At 53.7% G+C, this 25222-nt stretch carries 20 protein-coding genes; 16 read left to right on the forward strand and 4 right to left on the reverse strand.

The genetic code is table 11. The annotated features are described in order from the left end of the window. Positions 1 to 84 precede the first annotated feature (84 nt). The 10 genes from EDM60_RS01220 to EDM60_RS01265 all read left to right on the forward strand — a co-directional run bounded on the left by EDM60_RS01220 (position 85) and on the right by EDM60_RS01265 (position 10753). Positions 85 to 1953, forward strand: coding sequence for a sigma-54-dependent Fis family transcriptional regulator (locus tag EDM60_RS01220; RefSeq protein ID WP_122962317.1), 1869 nt, complete (start codon positions 85 to 87; stop codon positions 1951 to 1953). Positions 1954 to 1980: 27 nt separating this feature from the next. Further along, positions 1981 to 2817 (forward strand): lipoyl protein ligase domain-containing protein, encoded by an 837-nt coding sequence (locus EDM60_RS01225; protein WP_122962318.1) that lies wholly within the window; start codon positions 1981 to 1983, stop codon positions 2815 to 2817. 358 nt (positions 2818 to 3175) lie between these two features. Further along, positions 3176 to 4168 (forward strand): thiamine pyrophosphate-dependent dehydrogenase E1 component subunit alpha, encoded by a 993-nt coding sequence (locus EDM60_RS01230; protein ID WP_122962319.1) that lies wholly within the window; start codon positions 3176 to 3178, stop codon positions 4166 to 4168. An 18-nt stretch (positions 4169 to 4186) separates the two neighbouring features. After that, positions 4187 to 5224: an alpha-ketoacid dehydrogenase subunit beta gene (locus EDM60_RS01235; RefSeq protein ID WP_122962320.1), complete on the forward strand. Its 1038-nt coding sequence runs from the start codon at positions 4187 to 4189 to the stop codon at positions 5222 to 5224. A 91-nt stretch (positions 5225 to 5315) separates the two neighbouring features. Then, positions 5316 to 6623 carry a dihydrolipoamide acetyltransferase family protein gene (locus EDM60_RS01240; RefSeq protein ID WP_122962321.1) on the forward strand — a complete coding sequence of 436 codons (1308 nt, stop codon included), beginning with the start codon at positions 5316 to 5318 and terminating at the stop codon, positions 6621 to 6623. An 11-nt stretch (positions 6624 to 6634) separates the two neighbouring features. Then, complete coding sequence (gene lpdA / locus EDM60_RS01245; protein ID WP_122962322.1) at positions 6635 to 8014, forward strand: dihydrolipoyl dehydrogenase; 1380 nt, start codon at positions 6635 to 6637, stop codon at positions 8012 to 8014. 87 nt (positions 8015 to 8101) lie between these two features. Next, on the forward strand, positions 8102 to 8440 hold the full coding sequence (locus tag EDM60_RS01250; RefSeq protein ID WP_122962323.1) for a zinc ribbon domain-containing protein YjdM: 339 nt from the start codon (positions 8102 to 8104) through the stop codon (positions 8438 to 8440). 144 nt (positions 8441 to 8584) lie between these two features. After that, on the forward strand, positions 8585 to 9328 hold the full coding sequence (locus EDM60_RS01255) for a YwqG family protein (protein ID WP_122962324.1): 744 nt from the start codon (positions 8585 to 8587) through the stop codon (positions 9326 to 9328). Positions 9329 to 9357: 29 nt separating this feature from the next. Beyond that, positions 9358 to 9909: an NADAR family protein gene (locus EDM60_RS01260; RefSeq protein WP_122962325.1), complete on the forward strand. Its 552-nt coding sequence runs from the start codon at positions 9358 to 9360 to the stop codon at positions 9907 to 9909. A gap of 25 nt (positions 9910 to 9934) precedes the next feature. Beyond that, on the forward strand, positions 9935 to 10753 hold the full coding sequence (locus tag EDM60_RS01265) for a metallophosphoesterase family protein (protein WP_122962326.1): 819 nt from the start codon (positions 9935 to 9937) through the stop codon (positions 10751 to 10753). Between the two features lie 95 nt (positions 10754 to 10848). Here the strand turns inward: EDM60_RS01265 and EDM60_RS29365 are convergent, their stop codons facing one another. Genes EDM60_RS29365 through EDM60_RS01280 form a run of 4 tightly spaced genes read right to left on the reverse strand, consistent with a single transcriptional unit; the run spans position 10849 to position 14282 of the window. After that, positions 10849 to 10977 (reverse strand): hypothetical protein, encoded by a 129-nt coding sequence (locus EDM60_RS29365; protein ID WP_267901855.1) that lies wholly within the window; start codon positions 10975 to 10977, stop codon positions 10849 to 10851. A gap of 48 nt (positions 10978 to 11025) precedes the next feature. After that, positions 11026 to 11562: a GNAT family N-acetyltransferase gene (locus EDM60_RS01270; protein WP_122962327.1), complete on the reverse strand. Its 537-nt coding sequence runs from the start codon at positions 11560 to 11562 to the stop codon at positions 11026 to 11028. A 15-nt stretch (positions 11563 to 11577) separates the two neighbouring features. Beyond that, entirely contained in the window at positions 11578 to 13737 is a 2160-nt protein-coding gene (locus EDM60_RS01275) for an ABC transporter transmembrane domain-containing protein (RefSeq protein WP_122962328.1), read from the reverse strand. Positions 13738 to 13751: 14 nt separating this feature from the next. Further along, a complete protein-coding gene (locus tag EDM60_RS01280; RefSeq protein ID WP_122962403.1) occupies positions 13752 to 14282 on the reverse strand; it encodes a hypothetical protein in 531 nt (176 codons plus the stop codon). A 241-nt stretch (positions 14283 to 14523) separates the two neighbouring features. On the opposite strand from EDM60_RS01280, the gene EDM60_RS01285 reads away from it, so the two are divergent. From EDM60_RS01285 to EDM60_RS01310, 6 genes are all read left to right on the forward strand, one after another. Continuing rightward, positions 14524 to 18018, forward strand: coding sequence for a cyclic nucleotide-binding domain-containing protein (locus tag EDM60_RS01285; RefSeq protein ID WP_122962329.1), 3495 nt, complete (start codon positions 14524 to 14526; stop codon positions 18016 to 18018). A 63-nt stretch (positions 18019 to 18081) separates the two neighbouring features. Next, positions 18082 to 18444: a DUF3307 domain-containing protein gene (locus EDM60_RS01290; protein ID WP_122962330.1), complete on the forward strand. Its 363-nt coding sequence runs from the start codon at positions 18082 to 18084 to the stop codon at positions 18442 to 18444. Positions 18445 to 18485: 41 nt separating this feature from the next. Then, entirely contained in the window at positions 18486 to 20264 is a 1779-nt protein-coding gene (locus tag EDM60_RS01295) for a CHASE2 domain-containing protein (RefSeq protein ID WP_122962331.1), read from the forward strand. A 27-nt stretch (positions 20265 to 20291) separates the two neighbouring features. Next, on the forward strand, positions 20292 to 23354 hold the full coding sequence (locus tag EDM60_RS01300) for an Ig-like domain-containing protein (protein WP_122962332.1): 3063 nt from the start codon (positions 20292 to 20294) through the stop codon (positions 23352 to 23354). Between the two features lie 39 nt (positions 23355 to 23393). Then, a complete protein-coding gene (locus EDM60_RS01305; RefSeq protein ID WP_122962333.1) occupies positions 23394 to 24548 on the forward strand; it encodes an NHL domain-containing protein in 1155 nt (384 codons plus the stop codon). Positions 24549 to 24746: 198 nt separating this feature from the next. Next, complete coding sequence (locus tag EDM60_RS01310; RefSeq protein WP_122962334.1) at positions 24747 to 25172, forward strand: hypothetical protein; 426 nt, start codon at positions 24747 to 24749, stop codon at positions 25170 to 25172. The last annotated feature ends 50 nt before the right edge of the window (positions 25173 to 25222 follow it).

The following is a 25222-nucleotide window of genomic DNA, read 5'->3' on the forward strand; positions in this document are numbered from 1 at the left end:
CAGAGGACAGACCTTGAAACTTCTGAACATTCGGGATACTCTTGATGAAAAGGCTTGATTCGTAGAGCGGAGGGTGGTTGATGCATGCTCGAGGAAAGCGTTTCGTTGCGGATGTGGAAACGTTTTGTTCAAGAAGGTGTAATTGACTCAGCACGAATCAACAAACGGATTACAGAATCGTGGCATCGCTGCAAAAGCAGCCGGGTAAACCCGTATGCAGGCACAGGGCAGGTTGTACTCGCCGGGGATGCGCTGAAAAGACAACAGGAGAATAGTCGCCTGCTGCTGGAGCTTGCCTTGCCGCAAATTGACCGACTGTCGCCTTTTATCCACGACGTGGGGATGATCGCGCTCGTGATTGACCCCGAGGGCTACGTCTTGAGCATGCGTGGCGAAAAGCGGGCGCTTCACGATGCCAATGCGATCAATTTTGTCGAAGGGGTACGCTGGACAGAGGATGAGGTGGGCACGAACGCAATCGGCACGGCGCTTTTGGCAAAAGAAGCGATCATGGTCAACGGAACCGAGCACTATTCGGTTGCCTCGCATCGCTGGAGCTGCTTTGCGGCCCCCATCCGGGACGACAGCGGCTCGCTGCTCGGAATCATTGACGTATCAAGCCCTGTCGAGCGCAGTCACCCGCAGACGATGGCGACTGTCATGACGCTTGCTTACTCCATCGAGCAGGCTTGGATGAAGCAGCGGCAGCAGGACGAACTGGAATTGCTGCAACGCGCCATGATATTGCCAGGCGAAGGACAGCGGCCCATCATTTTTTGCAATCAGGAAGGCCGGGTAGTGTATGCGAGCGCAGATATACGCAAGCGAATCGCCAACTGGACCAATCTGAGAAGACATGAGGTTGCGGAGTACGGTTTTTTCGAAGCGCGGCAAGCGCCGTTGTTTTCCGAACGTCATCCGGGCTTGATTGGCTGGGTGATCGAGCTGGCGACAAGCGATGCGGGACTTGCGCGGATGTTTGTGAACCGTTCCTCCTCATTCCGCTTCCAAGGCGAGCCGGGAACGAGCGCAGCCTTTTGCAACGTCCTGCGGGAGCTGGAGCGGATCGCGCCAACGGACGGGAACGTGGTGATCTATGGCGAAAGCGGCACGGGAAAAGAGTTGGTCGCACAAGCGATACACGACAACAGTCCGCGCCGGGAAGGGCCGTTTGTGGCAGTCAACTGTGGCGCTATACCTCGCGAGCTGATGGAAAGCGAGCTGTTCGGGTATGTGGAGGGGGCATTTACCGGAGCGCGCCGCCGCGGATATACAGGAAAGCTGGCGCAAGCGAACGGCGGCACGTTGTTTTTGGATGAGATCGGGGAGATTCCCGCTGCCATGCAGGTCGCTTTGCTGCGCGTCCTGCAAGAGCGAAAAGTCACGCCGATCGGCAGTACGGAAGAGCATGCACTGAATATTCGCGTCATCGCCGCTACACATCGCAATTTGCGGCAACAGGTGAGTGAGGGCAGCTTTCGCGAGGACTTGTACTATCGGCTGCACGTCCTCCCTGTAGCGCTGCCGCCGCTGCGGGCGCGGAAAGAAGATATTCCGCTGCTGATTCGCCACTACTGTCACAAAAACGGCTATCAGCTTGATTTGCCAAAAGCGTTGCTGGATGAGTTGATGGCGTATGACTGGCCGGGCAATATACGCGAGCTGTACAACGTTGTTGAACGTCTGCGAGTCCTTCCCCGAGAGGATTGGAAGCGGTTACTTTGCGATGTGATGCAGGCAGGAGCTGATTATGAGCTGCGTCCGCAGGCCAGACAGTCGATTCAGCAGCCGTCTTTTTACGAAGCCGACTCGCTCTGTTACCGCGAACAACTGGAGCGGCAGACGATCGTGCAAGCTCTGGAAAAAAGCGGCGGCAGCGCTTCTATAGCGGCTGAGCTGCTAGGTATTCCGCGCAGCACTTTTTACCGCAAGCTGAAAAAGTATCGGCTCTGACGAAAGAGCACGAGAGGGGGATCACGCATGCCATTTTATTGGTGGGAGCAAACGCCTGTTCAACTGCTTGCTACGGTCTCCCGGCCGTATCGCGGGGAGGTGTTGATCCCTTTTAGCGTTGACGAGGCGTATGCCCGGCTATGTTCACAGGAGCCGACGACTGCTCCTGTCATTCACTTGTGGCGGCATGAAAAAGCGATTGTTTTGGGCGCGCGTGATGCCAAGCTGCCGCATGCGGCTGAAGCTGTGCGACAGTTGGAGGCAGCGGGGTATCAGACCGCTGTCCGTCCATCAGGCGGGGCTGCCGTTCCGCTGGCGCCGGGAGTGATCAACTTGTCGCTGGTGATGCCTGTTGCCGCTTCTGACTTGAATCCCGAGCCGTTTTTTCTGCGGATGGTGGAGTTGATTCGTGCGACGTTGGGCGACGACGGAGCGAAAATGAGCAGCGGTGAAGTAGAAGGGGCTTATTGTCCGGGCACTTACGATCTCGCCATTGCTGGATATAAATTTTGCGGGATCGCTCAGCGGCGTTTGACTCGGGCGGTTGCGGTCCAGGCGTTCATCAATGTCGAAGGCTGCGGGCGCACGTACGAAGAGATCATCCAGTCTTTTTACGAAAAGGCAGCTATGGGCGCTCCCGGCGAGCAGTTTCCGCAAGTACAGCCGGGGCGGATGGCAAGCTTGTCCGAGCTGGGAGTGTCCGGGGGAGTGGAAGGGTTTGTCCTGCGCTTGCAGGAACTGCTGCACGCACACGCGGAGTCATCTGTTGCGGTGCTGGATGCTTGTCCAGACTCGCTTGCGCACGAGGCGAAGCAGGCGCTCGATTTGTTAAAAGGCAGGCATCGTCAACTGGTCGGTTCTTAAAAAGAACCGGCTTTTTTTGTGCGTGAAAATCGGTTCGGCTTTTTCATGAAAAACGTATGAAAGCTCATGAACGCGGATGTACCTTTTCGCGTGCAATCACACGGTCATGACGGCTGGATCGTATCTGTACAGTCGGGAAACCGATCTCAAGTGAGCCTTCGCTCCACAAGCTGCTGTGAGAAAAAATGAGACAAAACGGGACGATGTCTCACTTTGTACTACCTGGTGCCGACAGTCCAAGCAGAAAAAGCCGCAAACACGCGCAGATTGAGGCTGGCACAGAGATTGCACATAAGAAAAGGGCAAGAGCGATCGACCGGGTCGTTCCAAACAAGTCACGATGGAGGAGGCGTATCTGATGAAAGTAATCCAGGCGGAAGAACAGGTGCTGTCCCGTGAACAGGCGAAATGGATGTACCGCAAAATGCTGGAGATTCGCAAGTTCGAGGACGCTGTTCACGTATTGTTCGGACAAGGCAAGCTGCCGGGGTTTGTCCACTTGTATGCAGGGGAGGAAGCGATTGCGGTGGGGCTTGGCGTCCATCTGAACCAGCAGGACAGCATCACCAGCACACATCGCGGCCACGGCCACTGCATTGCCAAAGAATGCGACTTGAATGGAATGATGGCAGAGATATACGGAAAAGCGACTGGCTTGTGCAAAGGAAAGGGAGGCTCCATGCACATCGCTGACCTGGACAAAGGCATGCTGGGCGCGAACGGGATCGTCGGAGGCGGTTTCCCGCTGGCATGCGGCTCTGCCTTGACCGCCAAGCTGAAAAAGACCAATGCGGTCAGCGTTTGTTTCTTCGGAGACGGAGCCAACAACCAGGGCACCTTCCACGAAGGCTTGAATTTGGCGGCAATCTGGAAGCTGCCTGTCGTATTTGTAGCGGAAAACAATGGCTACGGAGAGGCGACGCCGTTTACATACGCCTCCAGCTGCACACATATCGCTGATCGTGCAAGCGGTTACAATATGCCGGGAGTGCGCGTGGACGGAAAAGATGTGCTGGCTGTTTACCAGGCGGCCGAAGAAGCGGTTGCCCGTGCGCGGCGGGGCGAGGGGCCGACTTTGATCGAATGTGTGACCTACCGCAACTACGGCCATTTTGAAGGGGATGCGCAGAAGTACAAAAAAGAGCTCGACAAGCAGGAGCATCTCAATGAAAAGGATGCGATCACTTCTTTCCGCAATCATTTGACGACATCGCAAACCATGTCTGACACAGAGCTGACAGAAATCGAGCAAGCCGTAGACAGTGCGATCCAGGAAGCGATCCGCTTCGCCGAGGAAAGTCCGTATCCGAGTGCAAGCGAACTGCTGACTGACGTCTACGTGTCGTACTAAGAGAGGGGGATGGAGGACATGACGAGAAAAATCAGCTTTTCCGCAGCGGTTAATGAAGCGATGAAACTGGCGATGAGAGCCGATGAAAACGTGATTTTGCTGGGCGAGGATGTGGCTGGCGGGGCGCAAGTCGACCATTTGCAGGACGATGAGGCGTGGGGCGGCGTACTTGGCGTGACCAAAGGGCTTGTGCAGGAATTTGGCCGCGAGCGCGTTCTGGATACGCCGATTACCGAAGCTGGCTACATCGGCGCTGCGATGGCAGCGGCGGCAACAGGCATGAGGCCGATTGCCGAGCTGATGTTCAACGATTTTATCGGCAGCTGTCTCGACATGGTGATGAACCAGGGGGCGAAATTCCGCTACATGTTTGGCGGCAAGGCACAGGTGCCGATTACGATCCGCACGATGCACGGAGCAGGCTTCCGTGCGGCAGCACAGCACTCGCAGAGCCTTTACGCCATGTTCACGCACATCCCCGGCATCAAGGTGGTTGTGCCGTCCACACCTTATGAGGCAAAAGGCTTGCTGCTTGCCGCCATCGAGGACAACGATCCCGTCATTTTCTTCGAGGACAAGACGTTGTACAACACGACAGGAGAAGTTCCGGAAGAATATTACACCATTCCGCTCGGTGTTGCGGATATCAAGCGTGTGGGCAGCGACCTGACGATTGTCGCCATTGGCAAGCAAGTTCAGACGGCGCTTGCGGCAGCCGAGCAATTGGCGAAAAAAGGGATCGAGGTCGAGGTGGTCGATCCGCGCACGCTGTCACCTCTCGATGAGGATACGATTCTCGCCTCTGTCGCCAAAACGAATCGCCTGATTGTGATCGACGAAGCGAATCCGCGGTGCAGCATCGCAACCGATATCGCCGCGTTAGTCGCCGACAAAGGCTTTGATACGCTGGATGCACCAATCAAGCGGATTACTGCGCCGCATACACCTGTTCCGTTTTCTCCGGTGTTGGAAGATTTGTATCTCCCATCGCCGCAAAAGGTCATTCAGGTCGTGTCGGAAATGATCGGAGACGAATCGATCACGGTCGTTTCCTGATCGACTGGGAGCACTCGGCGTCGGCAGCAGCTAATGCCGGGTGCTTTTCGCGCTGAAAAGGGACAGACAAAATAGGAGAGGAGAGAGCGGGATGGCAGAAAATATCATCATGCCCAAGCTGGGAATGGCGATGGTGGAAGGAACGGTGATCGCCTGGAAAAAACGGGAGGGCGAGGCGGTCAAAAAAGGAGAGGGCATCGTCGATATCAGCTCGGAAAAAATTGAAATGGAAGTAGAGGCTGCAGCAGATGGCGTACTGCTGAAAATTGAAGTTCCCGCGGGTGGCGTCGTTCCTTATGGCACCGTGCTGGGGGTAATCGGGCAGCCTGGCGAATTGGCAGCCACTCCTGCGGTCGTTGCCGAGGCGCACGCCAAAGCCGAATCGGCTGCAACGCTGGCGACCGCTGACGGACAGAGCGCTGCGACAGGTACGAGTGCAGGTGCATCCATAGCCGCGACAGCTGTTCTGGAACGCCCGCGCGATGGCGTGAAAATTTCTCCTGTAGCTCGCAAAATCGCCGAGGAAGCAGGGTTTGACTTCACCACGATTGCCGGGACAGGGCCGCAAGGAAGAATCACCAAGGAAGATGTAGAGCGCGCGATCAAGGCTGCGCAGGAAACCGCAGCACCGCCAACGGCAGCCCAGGCAGCTCCCGTAGCTATCGCAGTAGAAACAAGCGAACGGGCAGCCGACCGCGCAGCGGAAAGCCAGCCGGAACGCATCCCTGTCGCTGGCATGCGCAAGGTGATTGCCGAGCGAATGTATCAGAGCCTCCAGCAGAGCGCCCAGCTGACCATCACGATGCAGGCGGATATTACAGAGCTTTTGCAGCTAAAAGAGAAGCTCTCGCCGGAAATCGAGAGCCGCTATCAGCTCAAGCCGTCTGTCACGGACTGGATTGCCCGAGCAGTAGTCTTGGCGCTTGCCAAGCACAAGCAAATGAACAGCGCGCTTCTGGACGACCGGATCGAGCTGTATGACGACATTCATTTGGGTGTGGCGGTAGCCCTCGACAAAGGTCTGGTCGTCCCGGTCGTCCGCCACGCCGGAAAAATGACGCTCGTGGAGCTGTCGCGCCAGCTGAAATCAGTGAGTGCGCGTGCCAAGCAAAATCAGCTCGCACCGGAAGAAATGAAAGGCTCGACTTTTACGATTACCAATCTCGGCAGCTACGGCGTAGACACGTTTACCCCTGTGTTGAACCCGCCGGAAACCGGAATATTGGGCATTGGCGCGGCAAAAGACACCCCCGTGTTCGTCGGTGACGAGCTGCAGCGGCGAAGCCTTTTGCCACTCTCGCTGACTTTTGATCATCGCGTACTCGACGGCGCTCCGGCAGCGGCGTTCCTGGCGACAGTCCGGTCTTATCTGGAAGCGCCGCACAGTCTGCTGATCTAGGAGGGAAGAGCATGTACGATATCGCGATCATCGGCGGAGGCCCTGCGGGTTACGTAGCTGCCATCACAGCGGCGCGTTCCGGGAAACAGGTTGTGTTAATCGAGAAAAAGGAACTCGGCGGCACTTGCCTGAACGAAGGCTGCATGCCGACAAAAGCGCTGCTGGAGTGTGCGGACACGTATCAGCACGTGCTTCATGCCGAGCGCTTTGGCATCGAAAAAGCTGCTGACCACGTGCAGGTCAATTGGGCAAAAATCAACGCCTACAAACAAAGCATCGTGCAAAAGCTGACCGGCGGCGTGCACTATTTGATGAAGCGCAATCAGGTACAAGTGATACGTGGCAGCGCAGCCTTTGAAAATGAGCGTGCGCTCCTGGTGGAGACAGCCAACGGCACGAGCAAAATCGAAGCAGAGAAGTTCATCGTAACGACAGGGGCGGAGCCGATCGCCCTGCCTTTTGCCCCATTCGATGGCGAATGGATTATGCACAGCAGCCATTTCCTGTCGCTGGAGACACCTCCGCCTGTGCTCGTAATCGTAGGCGGGGGAGTGATCGGCTGCGAGTTCGCTTCCGTATACAGCAGGCTGGGGAGCCAGGTGGTCATAGCGGAGATGGCTGAGCAGCTGTTGCCGGGAGAAGACCCGGACATTGCGGCGTTTCTGGAACGAAGCCTGAAACAGCAAGGAGTGCAGATTCATCTTTCCAGCAGTGTCGAGGCGCTCGATCGCACGACGCGGACGGCGCGCATCCGCACACCCGAAGGAACGGCGGAAATAAAGGCCGATGCTGTGCTGGTTGCGATCGGAAGGAAGCCGCGTTTGGACGGATTGCTGCTTGAGCGGGCAGGAGTCAAAGCTACAGCGCGTGGGATAGAGGTAAACGAGCAAATGCAGACAAGCCAGCCGCATATTTTCGCGGCGGGTGACGCTTGCGGTGGCATCCAGCTTGCCCACGTGGCCTTTCATGAAGGCGAAGTCGCTGCCCGCAACGCATGCGGGGAAGAAGCCATGCTTAACCTGCGCGCGGTGCCGCGCTGCATCTATACGTCGCCAGAGGTCGCTTCCGTCGGATTGACCGAGCGTCAGGCCAGGGAGAAATACGCTGGGCTGCTCGTGGGCGAGTTTCCTTTTTCAGCGAACGGCAAAGCGATGATTTTGCAAGAGACAGCGGGAAAAGTAAAAGTGCTGGTGGAGCCGACGTATCACGAGATCGTAGGAATTACGCTGGTTGGGGCGCGGGCAACGGAACTGATCGGCCAGGCCGCGCTCATGATGCATGCCGAAATGACCGCCGACGCGATGGAAAACTTTATCGCGCCGCATCCGACACTATCAGAGATTTTGACAGAAGCCGTACGCGGTGCGCTCGGGCACGCCATTCATGGCTAATGGGTCAGGGAGCAATTATGCCTCCACCATGCAGGAAAGCTCATCCTATGTTAAAATGAGCCGTAATTGGATGGAGGTATGAAATGCATGAGTAAATTGCCAAATTGCCCAAAATGTAATTCCGAGTACACGTACGAAGACGGAAGCATGCTCATCTGCCCGGAGTGCAGCCACGAGTGGTCACTGCAAGGGGATGCCGAGGATAGCGGAGAAAAAGTCATCAAGGATGCAAACGGAAACGTCTTGCAAGACGGCGATACCGTAACAGTCATCAAAGATTTGAAGGTAAAAGGCACTTCCCTGGTAGTGAAAATCGGGACGAAAGTAAAAAACATTCGCCTCGTTGACGGCGACCACGATATTGACTGCAAAATCGACGGCTTCGGCGCGATGAAGCTGAAATCCGAGTTTGTGAAAAAAGTATAGAGATTGCCAGGCCAGCTTCCGTGGGGGAGCTGGTTTTTTCATTCTTGTTTGCGGGAGGCACTATGATTCGCTAAAATACACGTATGCATTTCCAATAATAGGATGATTTCAGCGATTTCATCAGAAGTGATGAGGTGAGTGTCGATGCAATTTCTTGATGCCAACAAGCAATGGACGCCAGAATTTATGCAATATATCGAGCAAACAGCGAAGCCATCTGTCAAGTTAACGCTCTCCAAAGAGCCTGCGACGATAACCGACAGCAAAGTGGGAGGAACGCCGTGGCTGCCTCCGCAGCTCGCGATCCCGCAGGACGAAGAGGGAAGAGATTATTTGTTCATCGCGCAAATCAATTGGGCACAGATGCCACCGCTGGAAGGGTATCCGACGAGTGGACTTACCAGCTTTTTTGTAAAACAGGACGATACTTTCGGCTTGCTCGACCAGGCTTTTCACGTCTGGCATTTTCCTGACGTGATCGACTCGGAGCAGATCGATCCATATCAGCCCGAAGACCCCGACTTGTACAGTCCCGTTTTGGGCGGCCCGTACAAGCTGACGGGCAAGCTGGAAAAACAGCTGATTCCTTACAAAAATCACAGGGCAGATCAGTACCAGCTCCCTACCGATCAGGATGAAGTGGCCTATTCGAAATACTGGGATTTGACAGATGCAAGCGGGTCGCGGATCGGAGGCTACCCTTACTTTTCGCAGGACGATGTCAGAGAAGAAGAAATGGAGCTGCTCTTTCAGCTGGATATGGAAGGCGATCACAAGAGTTACTACGTCTCTTGGGGCGACAGCGGGGTAGCGAACTTTTTCATTCGCAAGCAAGATTTGCTTCGCTTGGATTTTTCCCAAGTTTTTTATACGTGGGATTGCTTGTAATTATTTTGACCAAAAGGGGTGAGCACGCAATGGTGCGTATAGCGGATGTTCAGACTTTGATTCAGGAAGCGAAAAAAACAAGATTCAAATACTTGCTGTTCTGGGGCCACACACCAAAGCAGCAGGGCGTTGTCGATAAAGCGTGCTTCAGCCAGTGGTATCCGGCTGCTTTCGAGGAGGATGGCGTCCGCTACTTGACGGCAGAGCACTACATGATGGCAAAAAAGGCGGAGCTGTTTGGCGATCATGCAGTACGTGAGGAAATTCTCCGCGCACAGCATCCGAAGCAAGCGAAAACATTGGGACGAAAGGTTCGCTCCTTTGATGAAAAAATTTGGGATGCGCACAAAAGCGAGATCGTCCGCCAGGCGAACCTGCTCAAATTCGCGCAACATCCCGATTTGAAACAGTTTTTGTTGAATACGCAAGACCGGGTTCTGGTTGAAGCAAGTCCGTACGATCGAATTTGGGGAATTGGTCTGGGGGCGGATCATCCACATGCAGAGCGTCCTGAGCATTGGCGCGGTGAAAATTTGCTCGGTTTTGCGCTGATGGAAGCAAGAGAACAGCTGCGGTCGTGATCAGCCTTCGGGAAGGAGCAGGGGCATGCGAATTACAAAAATGGCGCAGGAACCGATCGAGCAATTCCCCTACCTGACAGCGGGAGCGGGCGACAAAGGAGTCATCCAAAGCTGGCTGCCGATTTATTTGGGGGAAATGGCTGAGATGCCAGATTGGTGCGATGCCGTTATCGTGACATCTGATTTGCAGGGGGTGACGGAATCTGACGAGCATGAGCAAGTGTTGCTGGGAGAAGTGCTGCCAGCCTTTGTTTCGCTGTTGCTGCAAGTCGAGAAGCCGTCGGTACGTCCGGAGCGCACGCTAGTATTGCTGTGCGGCGATTTGTACGCCGATCCGCTAAAAAGGGGAAGCAGCGGCGATCCACTCTCCGTGTGGACTGCTTTTCGCCAAGAGTTCGGGCATGTAGTCGGTGTGGCGGGCAATCACGATTTGTTTGAAGCTGATTCTATCGGGAAGCTGCGCAATATGGAGCGGGTCACGCTCATTTCTGAACCGGAAATCGTACTGGCGAATCAGCTTCGCATCGCGGGTTTGGGAGGAATTATTGGCCGTTCGGACAAAGCGAATCGCCGGGATTTGCCGTCATTTTTGCAATCGCTTGCGGCGCTGCTGCGAAAGGAGCCGGATGTGTTGCTGTTGCACCAGGGGCCAGACGAGCCTGCTCTGGGGCTTCCGGGAGTGGCGGAAATCAGAACGAAGCTGCAACAGCACGCTCCTACGCTGGTTTGCTGCGGGCATGTGCATTGGGCGGAGCATTTGGTCGAGTGGACACAAGGGACGCAAGTATTGAATGCGGATGGGAAATTGTTTGTGTTTACGAGGGCAAACGAAAAAAGTGATTGAGCAAGGTTTCCCGTTGCCAACCACTTTTTTCAATTGGAACGGTTTAGGAAAGTCAGAACAGCTACGACAAACATAGCTTGTTCAGCTTTTTGGCGTTACTTCGCGGAAGAAGCAGCAACGCGCAACTGCTCATTTTTCATCAGAAGAGTAGAGAAGTTTTGAACAGAGGCAGAGAAAGGCTTTTTGCCACCTTTACTTTTAAAAGTTGGGACCATAACCATCACGTAGTCCTCCTTTCCTATGGTATGGGAATATCTTCTATAGGATAGCATTTAAGTTTCTTTACCGTCAATTGGCTGTTTGGTCATGCCCAAATAGGCGACAAGTCGGGATAGCTCCACTCTGTAGATGTTTTCCTGACCAAAATGCCCCTCTTGCTCACCGACAACCTGCGCGAATTTGGAATAAAGCCGATTCAGGTAGTCATCTTCACAACGCGCACAAAACTCAACATATCGCGCTTGATGATTGACGGCTTGAATCTGCTCTGCGAGATAGCGAAACCCCCGCAAAAACACTCTGCTGCTTCGATAGTCCAGGGAGACGAAGACAGAGTGGATGAAAGCAGTCTCCCCGTCTGGAGCTGCTTCCCGCTCCGCATTCATGAATTGATAATGCCCCCAGCCAATCACTTTGGTCGACCCCTCCTCGATCAAAATGACTTGCGAGTCGGAAAGAAAACCAAGGAGATGAATGAGAGAGTCGGCGAGCGAAAAGGACGGGCTGAATGCATGACGGTTTTGCAGAAAAAAGAGCGTAAACCTGGCGTAGTCAAGATCGCTGTTACAGCTTCTAAATTGGACGAGCATCCCGTTCCCCTCCTGCTATTTTTTTCGTTCCAGTATGATTTGTCTGACATGGGCATCAATCTCAGGATGTTTGGTCAGGATGTAGAGCAATACTTTGCGTTGCAGCGTCAAACATACGCAAGGCGCAAGGGCCGTCACGGTTGCTGTCCGGGGAACATCCTCCAGGAGAGCGATTTCGCCAAAATGGTCGCCATCTTCCAGAACGGCAAGCCGGATGCGGCCTGACTTGGCCTCGCCAGACTGTTTGCTGACTTCGACACGCCCCCGGGCGATCAGGTAGAACTTTTCACCTGTCTCGCCTTCCGTGATGATCGGCTGTCCGGCTGCGAACGTCTCTGTATTGAACAGATGGGAAATATCAGCCAGTACGTCGGAACCGACACCGCGGAAAAACGGGAGCATGGACAAGCGCGCCGGATCGATGGTTGCTTCCTGGCCGCTATCCGAGATGGACAAGCCGCTTTGCTTGTCCCACAGCTCTTTGTAGTACCCGTCTTTTGCCAGAAGCTGCATGTGGCTGCCAGCGTCGACGAGCCTGCCTTGTTCAAACACAAAAATTTGATCGACTCCCGTGATGGAAGCGAGGCGGTGTGTGACGGTAATGACTGTCCGATCGCGGGCCAGCCGTTCAAATGTCCGGTTAATCGCCGCTTCCGCTATCGGATCGAGGGCAGAAGTCGCTTCATCGAGCAAAAGCAGTCGCGGATTGCGCAAAATCGCGCGGGCAATCGCCAAGCGTTGCCGTTGACCGCCTGAAAAATTGCTGCCTTCGTCCAACACCATCGTGTCGTACTGATCGGGCAGCGTCATGATGAAATCATGAATTTCCGCCTGTTTGGCGGCTTCGACGATTTCCTGCTGCGTTGCATCCGGTTTGCCGAGCCGAATATTTTCAAGCAGCGACCCGTGAAACAAAAAATGATCCTGCAAAACAATGCCGAGCTGTTCACGGTATGAGCCGCGGTTTAACGATTGCAAGTTTTGGCCGTTTAGCCGGATCGCTCCGGAATCAGGCTCGTAAAAGCCGAGCAAAAGCTGGAGCATCGTGCTTTTCCCTGAACCGCTGGCACCGACAAAGGCAGCTTTCGTCCCTGCGGGGATGTGCAGGGTCACATCGCGGATCACCGGATGGTCGGACTGGTAGCCAAACGTAACACCATCTACAGTCACGTCCGGCACAAGACTTGGGAGCGGCGGAGCGTGCGGGTTGTCGAAAGCTTCGCGCTGCTCCGAAAACACTTTTTGGATGCGCTCCATGCTGACTTGCGCATCCGTAATGATCGGGAGTGTAAAAGTCAGGTTAAACACAGCGTTGCCCATCGATGTATACATGGTGAAGAAAGCGACGAGCGAACCGATTGTAATATGGCCTTTGAGGGCGAGATAGGAGCCGAAGCCAATAATCGTGAAGTTGATCAGCAACAGACTGACCATCGGGAGCCGTTCCAATTGCGCGTTCATCATATTTTTGCGGTAGCTGCTGAGCAATAGCGACTGGAGCCTCGTGTTGAACTTGGCGATCATGGCTTGTTGTAGGTTGAAGCCTTTGATGACTTTTTGCGCCTCCATGTTTTCCTGCACGTCGCTGGTCAGTGCGGCCAGAAGCTCTTTGTAAGCGGAGTTGATCGCTTGGGCGCGCTTGCCAAGCAAATACGGTCCGAGAAAAATCACGATTGCTCCTGCCAAAATGCACAAGGCAAGCGTCCATTCGAGATAAAACAGGACAATCGTGCTGATGATGACAACCGCGAGAGACTGCAACCCTGTCGTGAACAGGACGCCTATAGCTCCTTCGATGGCGGGGAGATCCACGGAAAAATGCGAAACCAAATCACCGGAGCGGGACTTTTGATAGAAGCCGATCGGCAGATGCTGCATGTGAGCGAACAGCTTTTTTCGCAAATCATTTTGCACACGGGCATTCAGTTTGGCGAGGGCGTAGTCACTGACTACTCCTGCGGCAAGGCAGATGACACCCGTGATGCCGAGCACGAGCATGATCAAGCTGAAAAAGCTCATATCTTTTGGCTCAATCGCTTTGTCGATAATGATTTTGAAACTGAGGGGAGCAAAAGATATGAAAGCGAGGTCAAGAGCGAGCGTGAGGAAAAACAAAGTGGCCAACAACTTGTGGGGACGTATGTAGCCCAGTAAGTTTTTGAGAACAGCCAGCATGGTAACGTCTCCTTCTATGAGTTGAAAAGCGCCGTTTGACGGAATTGGGAAGCATAGCTTTGCCACTCGGAAAAAGAAGCCCGATACTCATCGAGCGGACCAGAGTCCGTTTCCAGGCTGGCAGTGAGCGAGGATATTTTGCTGAACAGCCTGCGCAAAGAGTCGTCGGAAGGGGCAAAAAATCGGAACTCCTGTACCTGTTCCTCGCCATGGGCAAGATACTGCGTGAAATACTGTAAGGCGTACAGAAACAAACGAGTGCAGCGGTGCTCTTCTGCGATGCAGGCAACTTGGATTTGGACAATATGCCGATCTTCGTACTGGCGTTCACCTGTTCCGCGAATGTACGAAAATGCCCCGATCACCTGATTGTCCTCGTTGCAAATGAGAAAAGCAGCTTCCCCCATGAGCAGAGGGCTGGCAAGGAAGCTCAGCGTAACGGGGAAAGGGTAAGGCAGGCGAATATGCGCGTAATTCTCCAACAAAAATGCCAAATAGGCATCGTAATCCAATTCAGAAGAACAGACGGAAAAGGAGTAGTTCATTTGCTCCAATGCGCCTCCTTGGTTATGTCATTGGTTAAGAATACCGTATTTTGTACGCATGGTAAATTGGTCTGATCACAGAAGCGCTGACCATCTGGCGTTCTTTTTGCAAATTTTGACGCAGATAAAAAGGAATTAGGAGGAAAGGCGCAGAATATTCGATTACCACGATTTTCCCATCCAGCTATCCCGCCTGTTTTCCCATCCAACATGTCGCATCCCATGAAGTGAGGTTACTGCATTGATCAAAGACGTTGTGAGTCGTTTGTTCACGCATGGACAAACGAAGATCGAAGGGCCGCTTTTCCGGCAAGTTTTGCTGCTGACGCTTTTTTACACGCTCATCATGATGGCGACTGTCATCGGGACAACTACGGCAGACACGCTGTTTTTGAGTCACTACGACACGAAGCAGCTTAGCTACATGTATTTGTATATTACGATAGCGGTTGTGATCGCGGGTATCCTTTTCCAGAAGCTTTCCGAACGAATGCCGGCGCATCGCTTGCTGAATCAATCGATTTTGTATGTCGGTCTGTTCAGTGTTTTGACGGGACTGGCGTTGAAAACAGGAGCCGCGTGGATTTATCCGGTGATGTTCGTGGGGTATGAAGCGAACAGTGTGTTGGTTACGATGGCATTTTTTACGTTTATGGCATCCGTACTTGATGCGAGGCAAGCAAAGCTCCACATCGGCACCGTGGCAGCTGGTGGTGTCGGCGGTGCGATTGTCGGTGGCTTCGTGACCAGTACCATGGCTCCCCTGATCGGCACCGAACAACTGGTTTACGTCTTCGCAGCCCTTGTCTTGTCCGGTTTGTGGTTTGTCAGACGACTTTCTGCGGCATATGATACGCATGAAAAGCTCACTCCTCCTGATAGCTCTCCTGGAAACGAGCAAGCACCAGACCACCCTCAAGGAAATTTGTTCAAACAAATCCCCATTCTCAAATACATTGCTGTCATCATCGGGACGATATCCGTCGCCATTACCCTTAGCGATTATCAGTTTAAAATGACGCTGGCGCAAAGCTTGACAGAAGAAGAGCTGGCCCGGTTTCTCGGCCAATTTTACAGTGTAGCTGGCATCATCTCTTTCATCTTTCAGATTTTTATCTCGACTCGTCTGCTTACCCGTTATGGAATTGTCCCGTCTTTTCTTGTCATGCCGCTTTGCATGCTGACAAGCTCAGTTGCCTTCTGGTTTGCGCCCGTTCTCGCCGTCGCTGTTGTCATGAAAGGCAGCTACAGGGCTTTTGCCGAGACGATTCACCAATCGGTCAGCGAGCTGATGTACTTTCCGATTCCGGCTCATTTGCGGGGCAGAGCAAAAGGACTGGTCAACGGCGTGATCGACTACGGGATGAGCGGTGTGGCAGCCATCTTGCTCATCGTTTTGGCAGACCGCATCAGCTTGACCAGTTTCAGCTTCATCACGGTGCCCATGCTTGCTGTCGCTGTCATCGCCATTTTTCCCGTGAAAAAAGAATACGTGCACATGCTGCTCGCTACTTTGCGCACCAGACAGGAAGCGGCGGAGCTTGACTTGTCCGTGTTGCAGGCTCCGTATCTCATCAAGGTGATGGAGGATCGCAGCAAAGAGACGTCTGACATGGAGCGGCTGCAAGCATTCCGACTGTTGGCGCGGCTTCCGGGGATTTCGCTGACACGGCATCTGGAAGCGCTTTTGCGGGAAGCTCCGCCCGTGCTGCAAATCGAAGTGTTGCAGTATATCGAGCAAGAGAGAGTACCTTCCTGGAAACCGTATGTGTTCCCTTTGCTCCACGCGGAGAATCGCCAACTGCGCGCGCAAGCTATTCAAACATTTGCGGCATATGCCGATCAAAGTGAAAAAAGAGTGTTGCTGGATTGTTTGCACGACCCTGCCATGGAGATTCAGTTTGCCGCCATTTATGGACTGCTCAAGTATTTTGGCCCGGATGAACAGCTGTACGCTTCGCTCCAGAGCTTGCTGCACGATGTCAGCCCATCTGTGCGGCGCCTTGCACTGGCAACAGCGGGTAAACTGGCCGATGAGCGCTTGCTCCCGGATCTTTTCCAGCAGCTTGCGAACTCCGGATTGAAAAAAGAGGCGCTCGCCGCTTTGTCCGGGTTTCCGGTGGAGACGTTGCTTATGCAGCTTCAAGCCGAATGGGACCGACCGGAAGCCGACGAGACAATCTCCCATTTCACTGCGCGAATCGTAGGACAGCAGGCTGATGCAAAGACGTACCCATTTTTACTGCAAGCGTATGAAAAGGCACCGACGAGCATCCGAAGCGAGATCGCAGATGTGCTGGTCAAGCTGAAGACGGAGGAGCCGCAGGACAGTCAGCGGCTTGCGGGGTTGCTTGAATTGGAAGTGCGGCATGCCCACAATGGACTGCGCGCCTTGCAGGAGCTGAGTCCGCATCCAGACACGGCATTGGTTATGGATGCTTTGCAATACGAAATAGAAGTGAGCATGAAAAATATGTTTGCCTTGCTGGCGCTGCATTACGAGAGAAGATCGATGGAAATGATCCGGTTCAATCTGGAAAGCGGCGACGAGCGGCAAAAGGCAAATGCACTGGAAGCGCTGGATCAATGGCTGTCCAATCAACTGCGTGCGCTAATATTGCCTGTTGTTCTCGCGAAGTACGACAAGCAGTCGATGCTCAAAAAGGCAGATGCGCATGTATGGCAGTCTCTTTTTGCAAAAGGAGATGCTTGGTTGCAGACTTGCCTGACTTATTTGTCCCATGCGGATCGATCCTTCGTCTGGCAGAGCGAAAGAGACTTGACCGAGGAGGAGCACAAACGGCTGACCATCGTGGGCTTCCTCAAACGAACAGGCTCATTCTCCGATTTGCCAGGCGGCATATTGGCAAAGCTGGCTGCGCGCATGTCTCATCGCGATGTGGAAAACGGCACGGCGATCATTCGCCAGGGCGAAATGGGGCAGGCGATGTACTTGCTGCTTCGGGGCGAGGTCGATGTCGTCAAAGATCACCGCGTCCTGCAGCATTTGCAGGAAGGCGAACTTTTTGGCGAGATGTCCCTGTTTGACAGGGAGGAACGCTCTGCCAGTGTAATCGCCGCTTCTCCGGTCACCATTGGCATGATTGACGAGGAAGAATTTGCGGATTTGCTGCACGGCAACATGGAGTTTGCCCTGCGCGTAGCGAGTGTGCTGAGCAGGCGCATCAGGGCGATGAATGAGACGGGCGGGGGGCGGAATTTGCAGAGCAGGGATGTTCCCGAATTACCCGATCAAGCCAGCCGGACGATTCCGGATGAAGCGGAGAGAGCTGCCCCATCATTGACAGAAAAGCTCATGGTTTTGTTCAAGGTAGATATGTTTGCCTCCTTGTCCCATAGCCAATTGGCAGCTTTGGCCGAAGGAACCGCAGAAGTGAGGTATCGCGCAGGTGAAACGATCGTCCATTACGGTGAGACGGGGGATGCCATGTACGGCATTATCGCGGGCAGCGTTCGTGTGGAGCGCGAAGGACGAGCGATTGCCGAGCTGCACCAGGGGGATGTTTTCGGCGAGATGGCTCTGTTGGAGCGTTCCCCGCGCTCGGCAACCGTAACAGCGCTGGAGGATGCGAGACTGGTGAAAATCAGTGATGAGCTGTTTTACGATTTTTGCCTGGAAGACGAGACGGTCATTACAACGATTATCGCGGCACTGGCGGCAAGACTTCGCCGGATGACCGCAGAAGCGGCAAGCGAAGGGGCAGATGTACGTTGAAGCTGAAAATGAGCATGGCACAGGAAGCCGCCCCCGGTTGCTGATAAAGGAGACGAAGGGAAAGTGAGTGCATTTAGCCAGTTTGACGTATTGTTTCTCGCCCATTTGATCGGCGACTATTTGCTGCAAACAGAGTGGATGGCCAAGTACAAGGCGCAGCAGTGGAGACCGCTTTTGGCTCATTGCTTTGTGTATACGCTGGTCGTGGGCATTGTAGCGTTTTTGTTTTTGCCGGGAGGACTTTCCTGGTGGGCGATTGGCCTGATTTTTGTCTCCCACGTCATTTTGGACCGCAGAGGGTTCGTCGGTTTTTGGTATCGTCGCGTAATGGGTGTGACAGACGAGAAGAGCAAATGGCTGATGATTATGGTCGACCAAATTTTCCACCTGATCATTCTCGCAGCAGCGGTAAGCATTTCTGCCTGAGTCTGAGTGCAGCGACGATGGAGTAAGGAGACGAAAGAGCGATGAATAAAAAAATCCGGAATTACTTGCTTGCGGGTAACGTCCTGACGTTCCTGCTTTGTCTGGCTTTGCTGTTTACCGGGTCATTGCAGGTGCTGGGCCGGGCCTTGTACGACTACAATCAGCAGACGACGATGACCCACCAGCCGAACGAAGATATTATCGTGATCGAGATCGATCAGGAGTCGCTTGATTTGATCGGCACGTTTCCCTGGCCGCGCGATATTTACATACCGCTGCTGGAGCAGATCGCAGGCGCCAAGGCGATCGGCTTTGACATCACGTTCACGACGAAGAGCGAAGATCCTGCTGTCGACCAGGCTTTTGCTGCCGAGCTTGCCAAGCATAACAATGTCATTATTCCTTCCTATGCCGAGATGGAGAACTTTTTCCGCAAAGAAACCAAGGTGAAAAAGGACGAGCTGGTGAAGGGGCAGGCTCTGTACAAGCCGATACCCGAGATTGCCGCCGCTTCTCAAACCGCGCATATCAACGCGTTGCTTGACGAGGACGGAGCTATTCGGCGCACGTGGCTGATGCTGGATACGCCGGAAGGGCCGATCCCGTCGATGGCGTACAAAATGGCGGAGATGGCCGGGGCCAACGTCCAAAACTTTTTAACCGACAATCCGCAGGCGGAAATCCCGATCAAGTACAACAGCACGACAAAAGATTTCATGAGCATCCCGTTTTACATGGTAGTAAACGGTGAGGTGCCGCCGGAAACTTTTCAGGATCGGATCGTCCTGATCGGCTTTGCGGCAGCAGGAACAGACGCCCATCCTACTCCTGTCGACAACCATATGTACCTCGTATACGCGCACGCCAACATTATCGATCAACTGCTGCGTCACGAAAAAATCGCGATAACCGATCAGTGGTACGTGCTGTTGCTGATGCTCGTCATCATGGTCTGCTCGGTCTGGGTAACGTGGCGGACGAAAACAGTAACGAGCATCGCGCTGCATTTTCTCGGTACGGTGGCGCTGCTAGGCGGTCAGTGGCTGCTCTATTCCTCGACTTTGCACCACTTCGACGTGATTTACCCGCTTGTGGCGCTGTGGCTTGTGTACGTGGTGAATCTCGCGGTGAAAACCTTTTTCGAAATGAAGCAAAAGCAGTTTATTACCAAGCAATTCGGGCGTTATCTGTCGCCAGAGCTGGTGAAAGAGATCGCCAAAAGCGATGCGGAGCTGCCCCTTGGCGGCGTCAACAAGGAACTGACGATTTTGTTTTTGGATATACGCGGATTTACCCCGTTGTCTGAAAAGCTGAAGCCGGAGGAGATCGTCGATTTTCTCAATATGATGTTTGACATGATTACCAATCAGGTGCTGGCGAACAAGGGCACGATCGACAAGTTCATCGGGGATGCGGCAATGGTGTTGTTCAATGCCCCTTTGGATGTCGCCGATCATGAGTATTGCGCTGTGAAAACTGCTCACGAGATTCAGAATGGGATGAAAAGTGTGCAGGCACATATTTTGCAAAAATACGGCGTCGAGGTCAGCATCGGCATCGGCATCAACACGGGTAATGTGGTAGTCGGAAACATCGGCTCTTACTTGCGGGTGGACTACACAGCCATTGGAGATGCGGTGAACACGGCCGCGCGCATCGAGTCCAATGCTTCCGCCAACCAGATTCTCGTGTCGGAGGAGACGTACAGGCGGACGAAAGATTTTTTCCACTATCGCGATGTGGGTGAAAAACAGATGAAGGGCAAAAGCGAGGCTATACGGCTGTACGAGGTCGTAGACTTCCTTGCTGCGCCCCGCTAACAAAACGTGAGAGGTGAGTGACAAGTGATGGATCAGCCGATCAAACAACCTGTCGGGCTGGCAAAAGTGTTGACGGTCCTTGGCATGCTCTGTTTCCTCCTGCTGGGAATGGCTACAGGGACAGAGGCAGAGACGGCCCGGGTAGCCAAGGTCGAGCAAGTGACAGGGACTGTGATGGTGAAAAAGGCAGGCGGCACGAAAGAGTACAAAGCGTTCAAAAGCATGAGCCTGAACAAAGGGGATCAAATATCAACAGGTCCCAAATCAAGTGTAGTGCTCTCCATTGTCGATCGCGATGATGAGATTACCGTCAACGAAAATACGGTCATCTCGCTGGCGAAGCTGCAAGAGGCGGCAAATGGCAAGCAAACGAGCGTCCAGGTGACATCTGGTTCAGCGTACATCAAAGTAAAATCGCTGACGAAGCAATCCGATGAGTTTTCCATCCAGACGCCGACTGCGATCATGGGAGTGAGAGGGACACAGTTGCAGGTGACTGTCGACCCGCTGACAGGGAAAAGCAGTGTTTTTGTGGCAGCAGGGAAAGTCCAGGCAGAAAATCGTACGGACAGCAAGCAGGTCATGGTGTACCCGTTGATGCAGCTGTCCATGTTCGATGGAGGCAAGCAACAGCCGCCAGCCTCCCAAGTCGCTTTTATTCGCCCGGAAGATTTGCTCAATACGATGTCGCCTGCGCTGCTGGAAGCGATGATTCGCAACAAGGCGATGATGGATCAGGAAAACGATGAGTGGATCGAGCAAATGAAGCGGCATTTGACTGACAAAGCAGCAACAGGAGAGCTTCCGGGCCTTCCGTTGAATGAACAAAGGGATTTGGAAGAATACGCAAATAACATGAACGTCTGGCTGAATAACTTGGTCAAAGAAGCTCTGGCAAACAACAAGGTGTCAGAGAGCGATATCCGCGATCTGGTCAATCAAGTCAACAAGGATTTGCAGCGGAAAATTGAACTGAGCGGGAACGTTCCTCCGGTCGAGTGGAGCGAACGGCAGCAGCAAGAAGCACGAAACAAGCTGCTGGAATTGGAGCGGGAACGGCAACGAAAAGCGCTGGAAGAACAAAAGCAGCGCAATGCTGCTAGAGAAAACATTTTGCAGAAAATCCAGGAAGAGCAGGAGCGCCTTGAAAAGCTGAGGGAAGCAGCGCGTCAGCAGGAACTGGACAAGCTGAAAAATAGCATACCGACGGTTCCGACAGGATCAGGTACAGGAACTTCCGGAGGCGGAGGCGGTTCTGGCTCAAGTGGCTCCGGTTCGGGAGGTTCGGGAGGCTCAGGAGGTTCCGGCGGTTCTGGCGGCAAGGACAAGGACCCGGGAAAAATCGTGCGCATCGCTGATCTGGAAGAAACGATTCGCGCAGGAGTCAGCTATCATTTGCCCGGTACAGTCCTGGCTCAAATGGAAGATGGCACAAAAAACAAAGTTTCTGTGACGTGGGAGCAAACGACAATCCATACCGACAAGACGGGAAGCTTCTCTTTTATCGGGAAAGTGAGCGATTACAAAAACGACGTCCGTCTCCTTCTTCACATCTATGCGCCGTTTGGGAAACCAGTCAAGCTGCACAGTGGAACCATGTTGTTCGACAAAGGCTTCGAGCTGGATATGGGAGCCAATCCACTGCCGGAACAGGCAACGGTAACGATTCGAGAAGTGAAGCAGGGAAGTGCATTGGAACAGGCTGGTCTTGTCCTCAGCTTTGCCTTTGAAGCGATTGAAGTGAAGCAGCCTGTCACATTGTCTTATCCGTTGAAGGCACGAGAGAGCGGGGCGGACGTCGGCGTCTTTTACAAGCGCTCAGATGACCGTTGGGAATACGTGCACGGAACCAGTGTAGTTGATGGCCGGGTCATTGCCAGTGTGGAGCATTTCTCCACGTACGGCGTGTTCCATGCTCCACAGGCAGCGCCAGTGCTTGCTTCGCCAGAGGCGGGATTGGTGGACGGAAATCCTGATATTACACTACAGACAAATACGCCGGGTGCAACCATCTACTATAAAAATGGCGGTCGCTATGAGCGCTACGAGCCGGGTTCGACCATTCATCTGACCACAGGAGCGGTAGAGGCTTATGCCACCGCTGACAACATGCGGGACAGCGAGGTGGCGAGATATGCCTATACCACGGTGTCAGCGAGCGTAAAAGACAGTCAGCATGTCGAGCTTACTTTTTCTGAACCGATTCAAAGCGGCTCGGAAGCTGGCGTTACTTTGCAAAATGGCCGATTCTACCGTTTTGACATCCCGGCAGTGAACGGCTCGCAAACGTTGGCAGTCGCAAGTGGAACGCAAATTTCAGATCACGCCGTTCTGTTGACGCTGGCAAGCGATACTTCGACGATGCTGCAAAATCGTTATGTCGTGAAGTTTTACGATGAGTCTGGTAGCTATGCGGCGCAGAGCAATTCGTTTTTGCTCGGCTACGTGCCCGAGCAGCCCAGACCACAACCTGAGCCGGAAGTTGGCACCATCGATATTGATATCGGCCAGGACGGATGGGTTTATATCAGATGGGATCAGGTGCAAGATGCAGAAAGATATGAAATTTGCCTGACGGACAATGCGTGCGAGACGCTTTTGCAGCCCGCAGGCCCAGGTCAGCTGGAGTATGAGTTCAAGGACTTCTCGTATCGGCAAAAGTATACGGTGGACGTGACCGCTTACAATGCGCGCAACCAGATTATTGCCAAAGGAAGAGACTTTTTCAGAGTAGTAGCCGAACCGGAATATATGAACGTAGGAGCAACAGCCACCGGATCATCGGTCAGAGTCACCTGGAATGAGGTGAGCGACACGGTTAAGTATTCGGTTTGCCTGGAAGATACGTGCGAGGAAGTTAGCAATAGTCAGGAATACACCTTCGCCAATGTGTCAGCAGGGAGCTATGAAGTCAAAGTAAGGGCATTTGATGAGTTCGATCAGGTGGTGGGCAGGGGATATGCAGATGTCACCGTGGAAGAGCCGGGCCCAGGTCCGATTCCACCACCACCGCCGCCACCTGTCGAGCCAGGTCCAAGCCCGCTCGTTCAGCTCATTCAAAACAGGCCGCTGTTCAGCCAGCTTTTCTAGCAGAGATCATCGAACAGCGGACAAGGAGGGACTTTCGCATTGATACGTAAAAAGCGAAGCATATCGAAGGCAGCTGTGTTGGGCGTGTTTGCTCTGGCTGTATGGGCAGGTGCTGTCCCGGCATTTGCGGCGACAACAGAACCTGCCCCCGTGGCAGACAAAAAGATCGTGGCTGGCTCAGGACAAACGGGCGATGAAAACGGTGCCGCCCTGTCCGCATCGTTTCGCGAACCGTCGGGGATTGTCGTCTTGCCCGACGGCGCCGCCTATATCGCGGACTCCGCAAACCACAGCATTCGCAAGCTGGCTGCCGGACTCGTATCCGATTACGCCGGGCTGACGGTATCCCGCGATGCAAAAGGCTTGCCGGAAGGAATGTGGCTCGATGGCCCACTGAATCAATCGATGTTTCAACAGCCTCAAGGCATGGCAGCAGATGCACAAGGAAACCTGTACATCGCAGATACCGGCAACCATGTCATCCGCAAAATCACCACGCAGGGGACGGTCGCGACGCTTGCCGGGGATGGCGTGCAAGGACACCAGGATGGGACAGGAAAAGCAGCGCGTTTCTACTCCCCTGGCGATCTCGCTGTCGCTGCTGACGGAACGATTTACGTGGCAGATACGTTAAACCATGCGATTCGCAAAATTACCGCGGATGGCAAAGTGACGACCTTGAACAGTCTGTCAGAGCGGATTGTGCAACTTGCCCCGGGATATGTGGAACGAGCGGGTGATTTTCGCGACGGAAAGCTGAAAGAAGCCAAGTTCAATGAGCCAACCGGAATCGCCATCGATGGACAAGGCAATCTGTACGTGAGCGACACGGGCAACCAACGGATTCGCTATATCGATCTGAAAAACGGGACGGTAGCTACCGTAGCGGGGGCTGCCACGCTGACTTATCCGCAAGACAGCCTGTACGCAGAGGGAGGTCAGGCAGATGGCGCAGCAAGTTCCGCCCAATTCCAGTTCCCAAAAGGCATCTCAGTAACGGCCGAGGGTGGACTGGTAATCGCCGATAGCCGCAACCATGCGATTCGCTACTTGCATAATGGCAAGGTCACTACGCTGGCTTCCTCGTTTGATCAGCCAGTCGATGTTGCAGCAACAGGGCAAGGGAGCATCTGGGTAACAGATTCCTCCGCCCAGACCATTTTTCAGGTGAGCCTTCCGCCGCAGAGCAAATAGACGTAACGCTTGCAACGACCTCTGATTCATGGAGGTCGTTTTTCTTTTTCAAAAAATCTACGTCTACAGGCGAAAGAACTCCCTGCACAGGTAGAGGAGGGCAAGCTTGATTATTACTATCAAAAGTAACCCCCTGCTATCGTCACTCACCTGTACAAATGACCGAAAAACAAAATGAGCTGAGAAAGGGAGAGGAAAATGGAAATCAAACAAATGGACGGGCAGCCGATTTACAAAGCTGTCGCTGCTACGACCGTAGACGTTCACCAATTCACGCAAGAGCTGGATGGCATTTTGGCAGCGCAAAAGCCTTTCGGGTTGATGATGGTCAAGCCTGCGGAAGCGGGCGAGGAACGCAATCAGGAGGCAGACCGCGAGTTCAGGAACACCATGGCAAAGTGGCTAAAAGCAAACAAGCCGAAAATGAGCACGTATTGCGTCGGCCTTGCGACGATTGCCTCGAACGAAGCGGAATGGCAAAAGTACGCCGAGTCAGCAGCGAAAATGACCAGCAGCATATACGGCTGCCCGGGAGCCATGTACCTGGAGGAAAATGAAGCGGCGGCCTGGTTGCAAGAGCAGATCAACTACTACGCGACCAAATGGAAGCTGAACGAATTTTAACAAAGAAGTGCCGTGAAAGCTTGTCTTGAAAAAGACAAGCTTTTTGCTGT

The sequence above is a fragment of the Brevibacillus parabrevis genome (genome assembly GCF_003710905.1).
In the GTDB taxonomy this organism is placed as follows: Bacteria; Bacillota; Bacilli; order Brevibacillales; family Brevibacillaceae; genus Brevibacillus; species Brevibacillus parabrevis.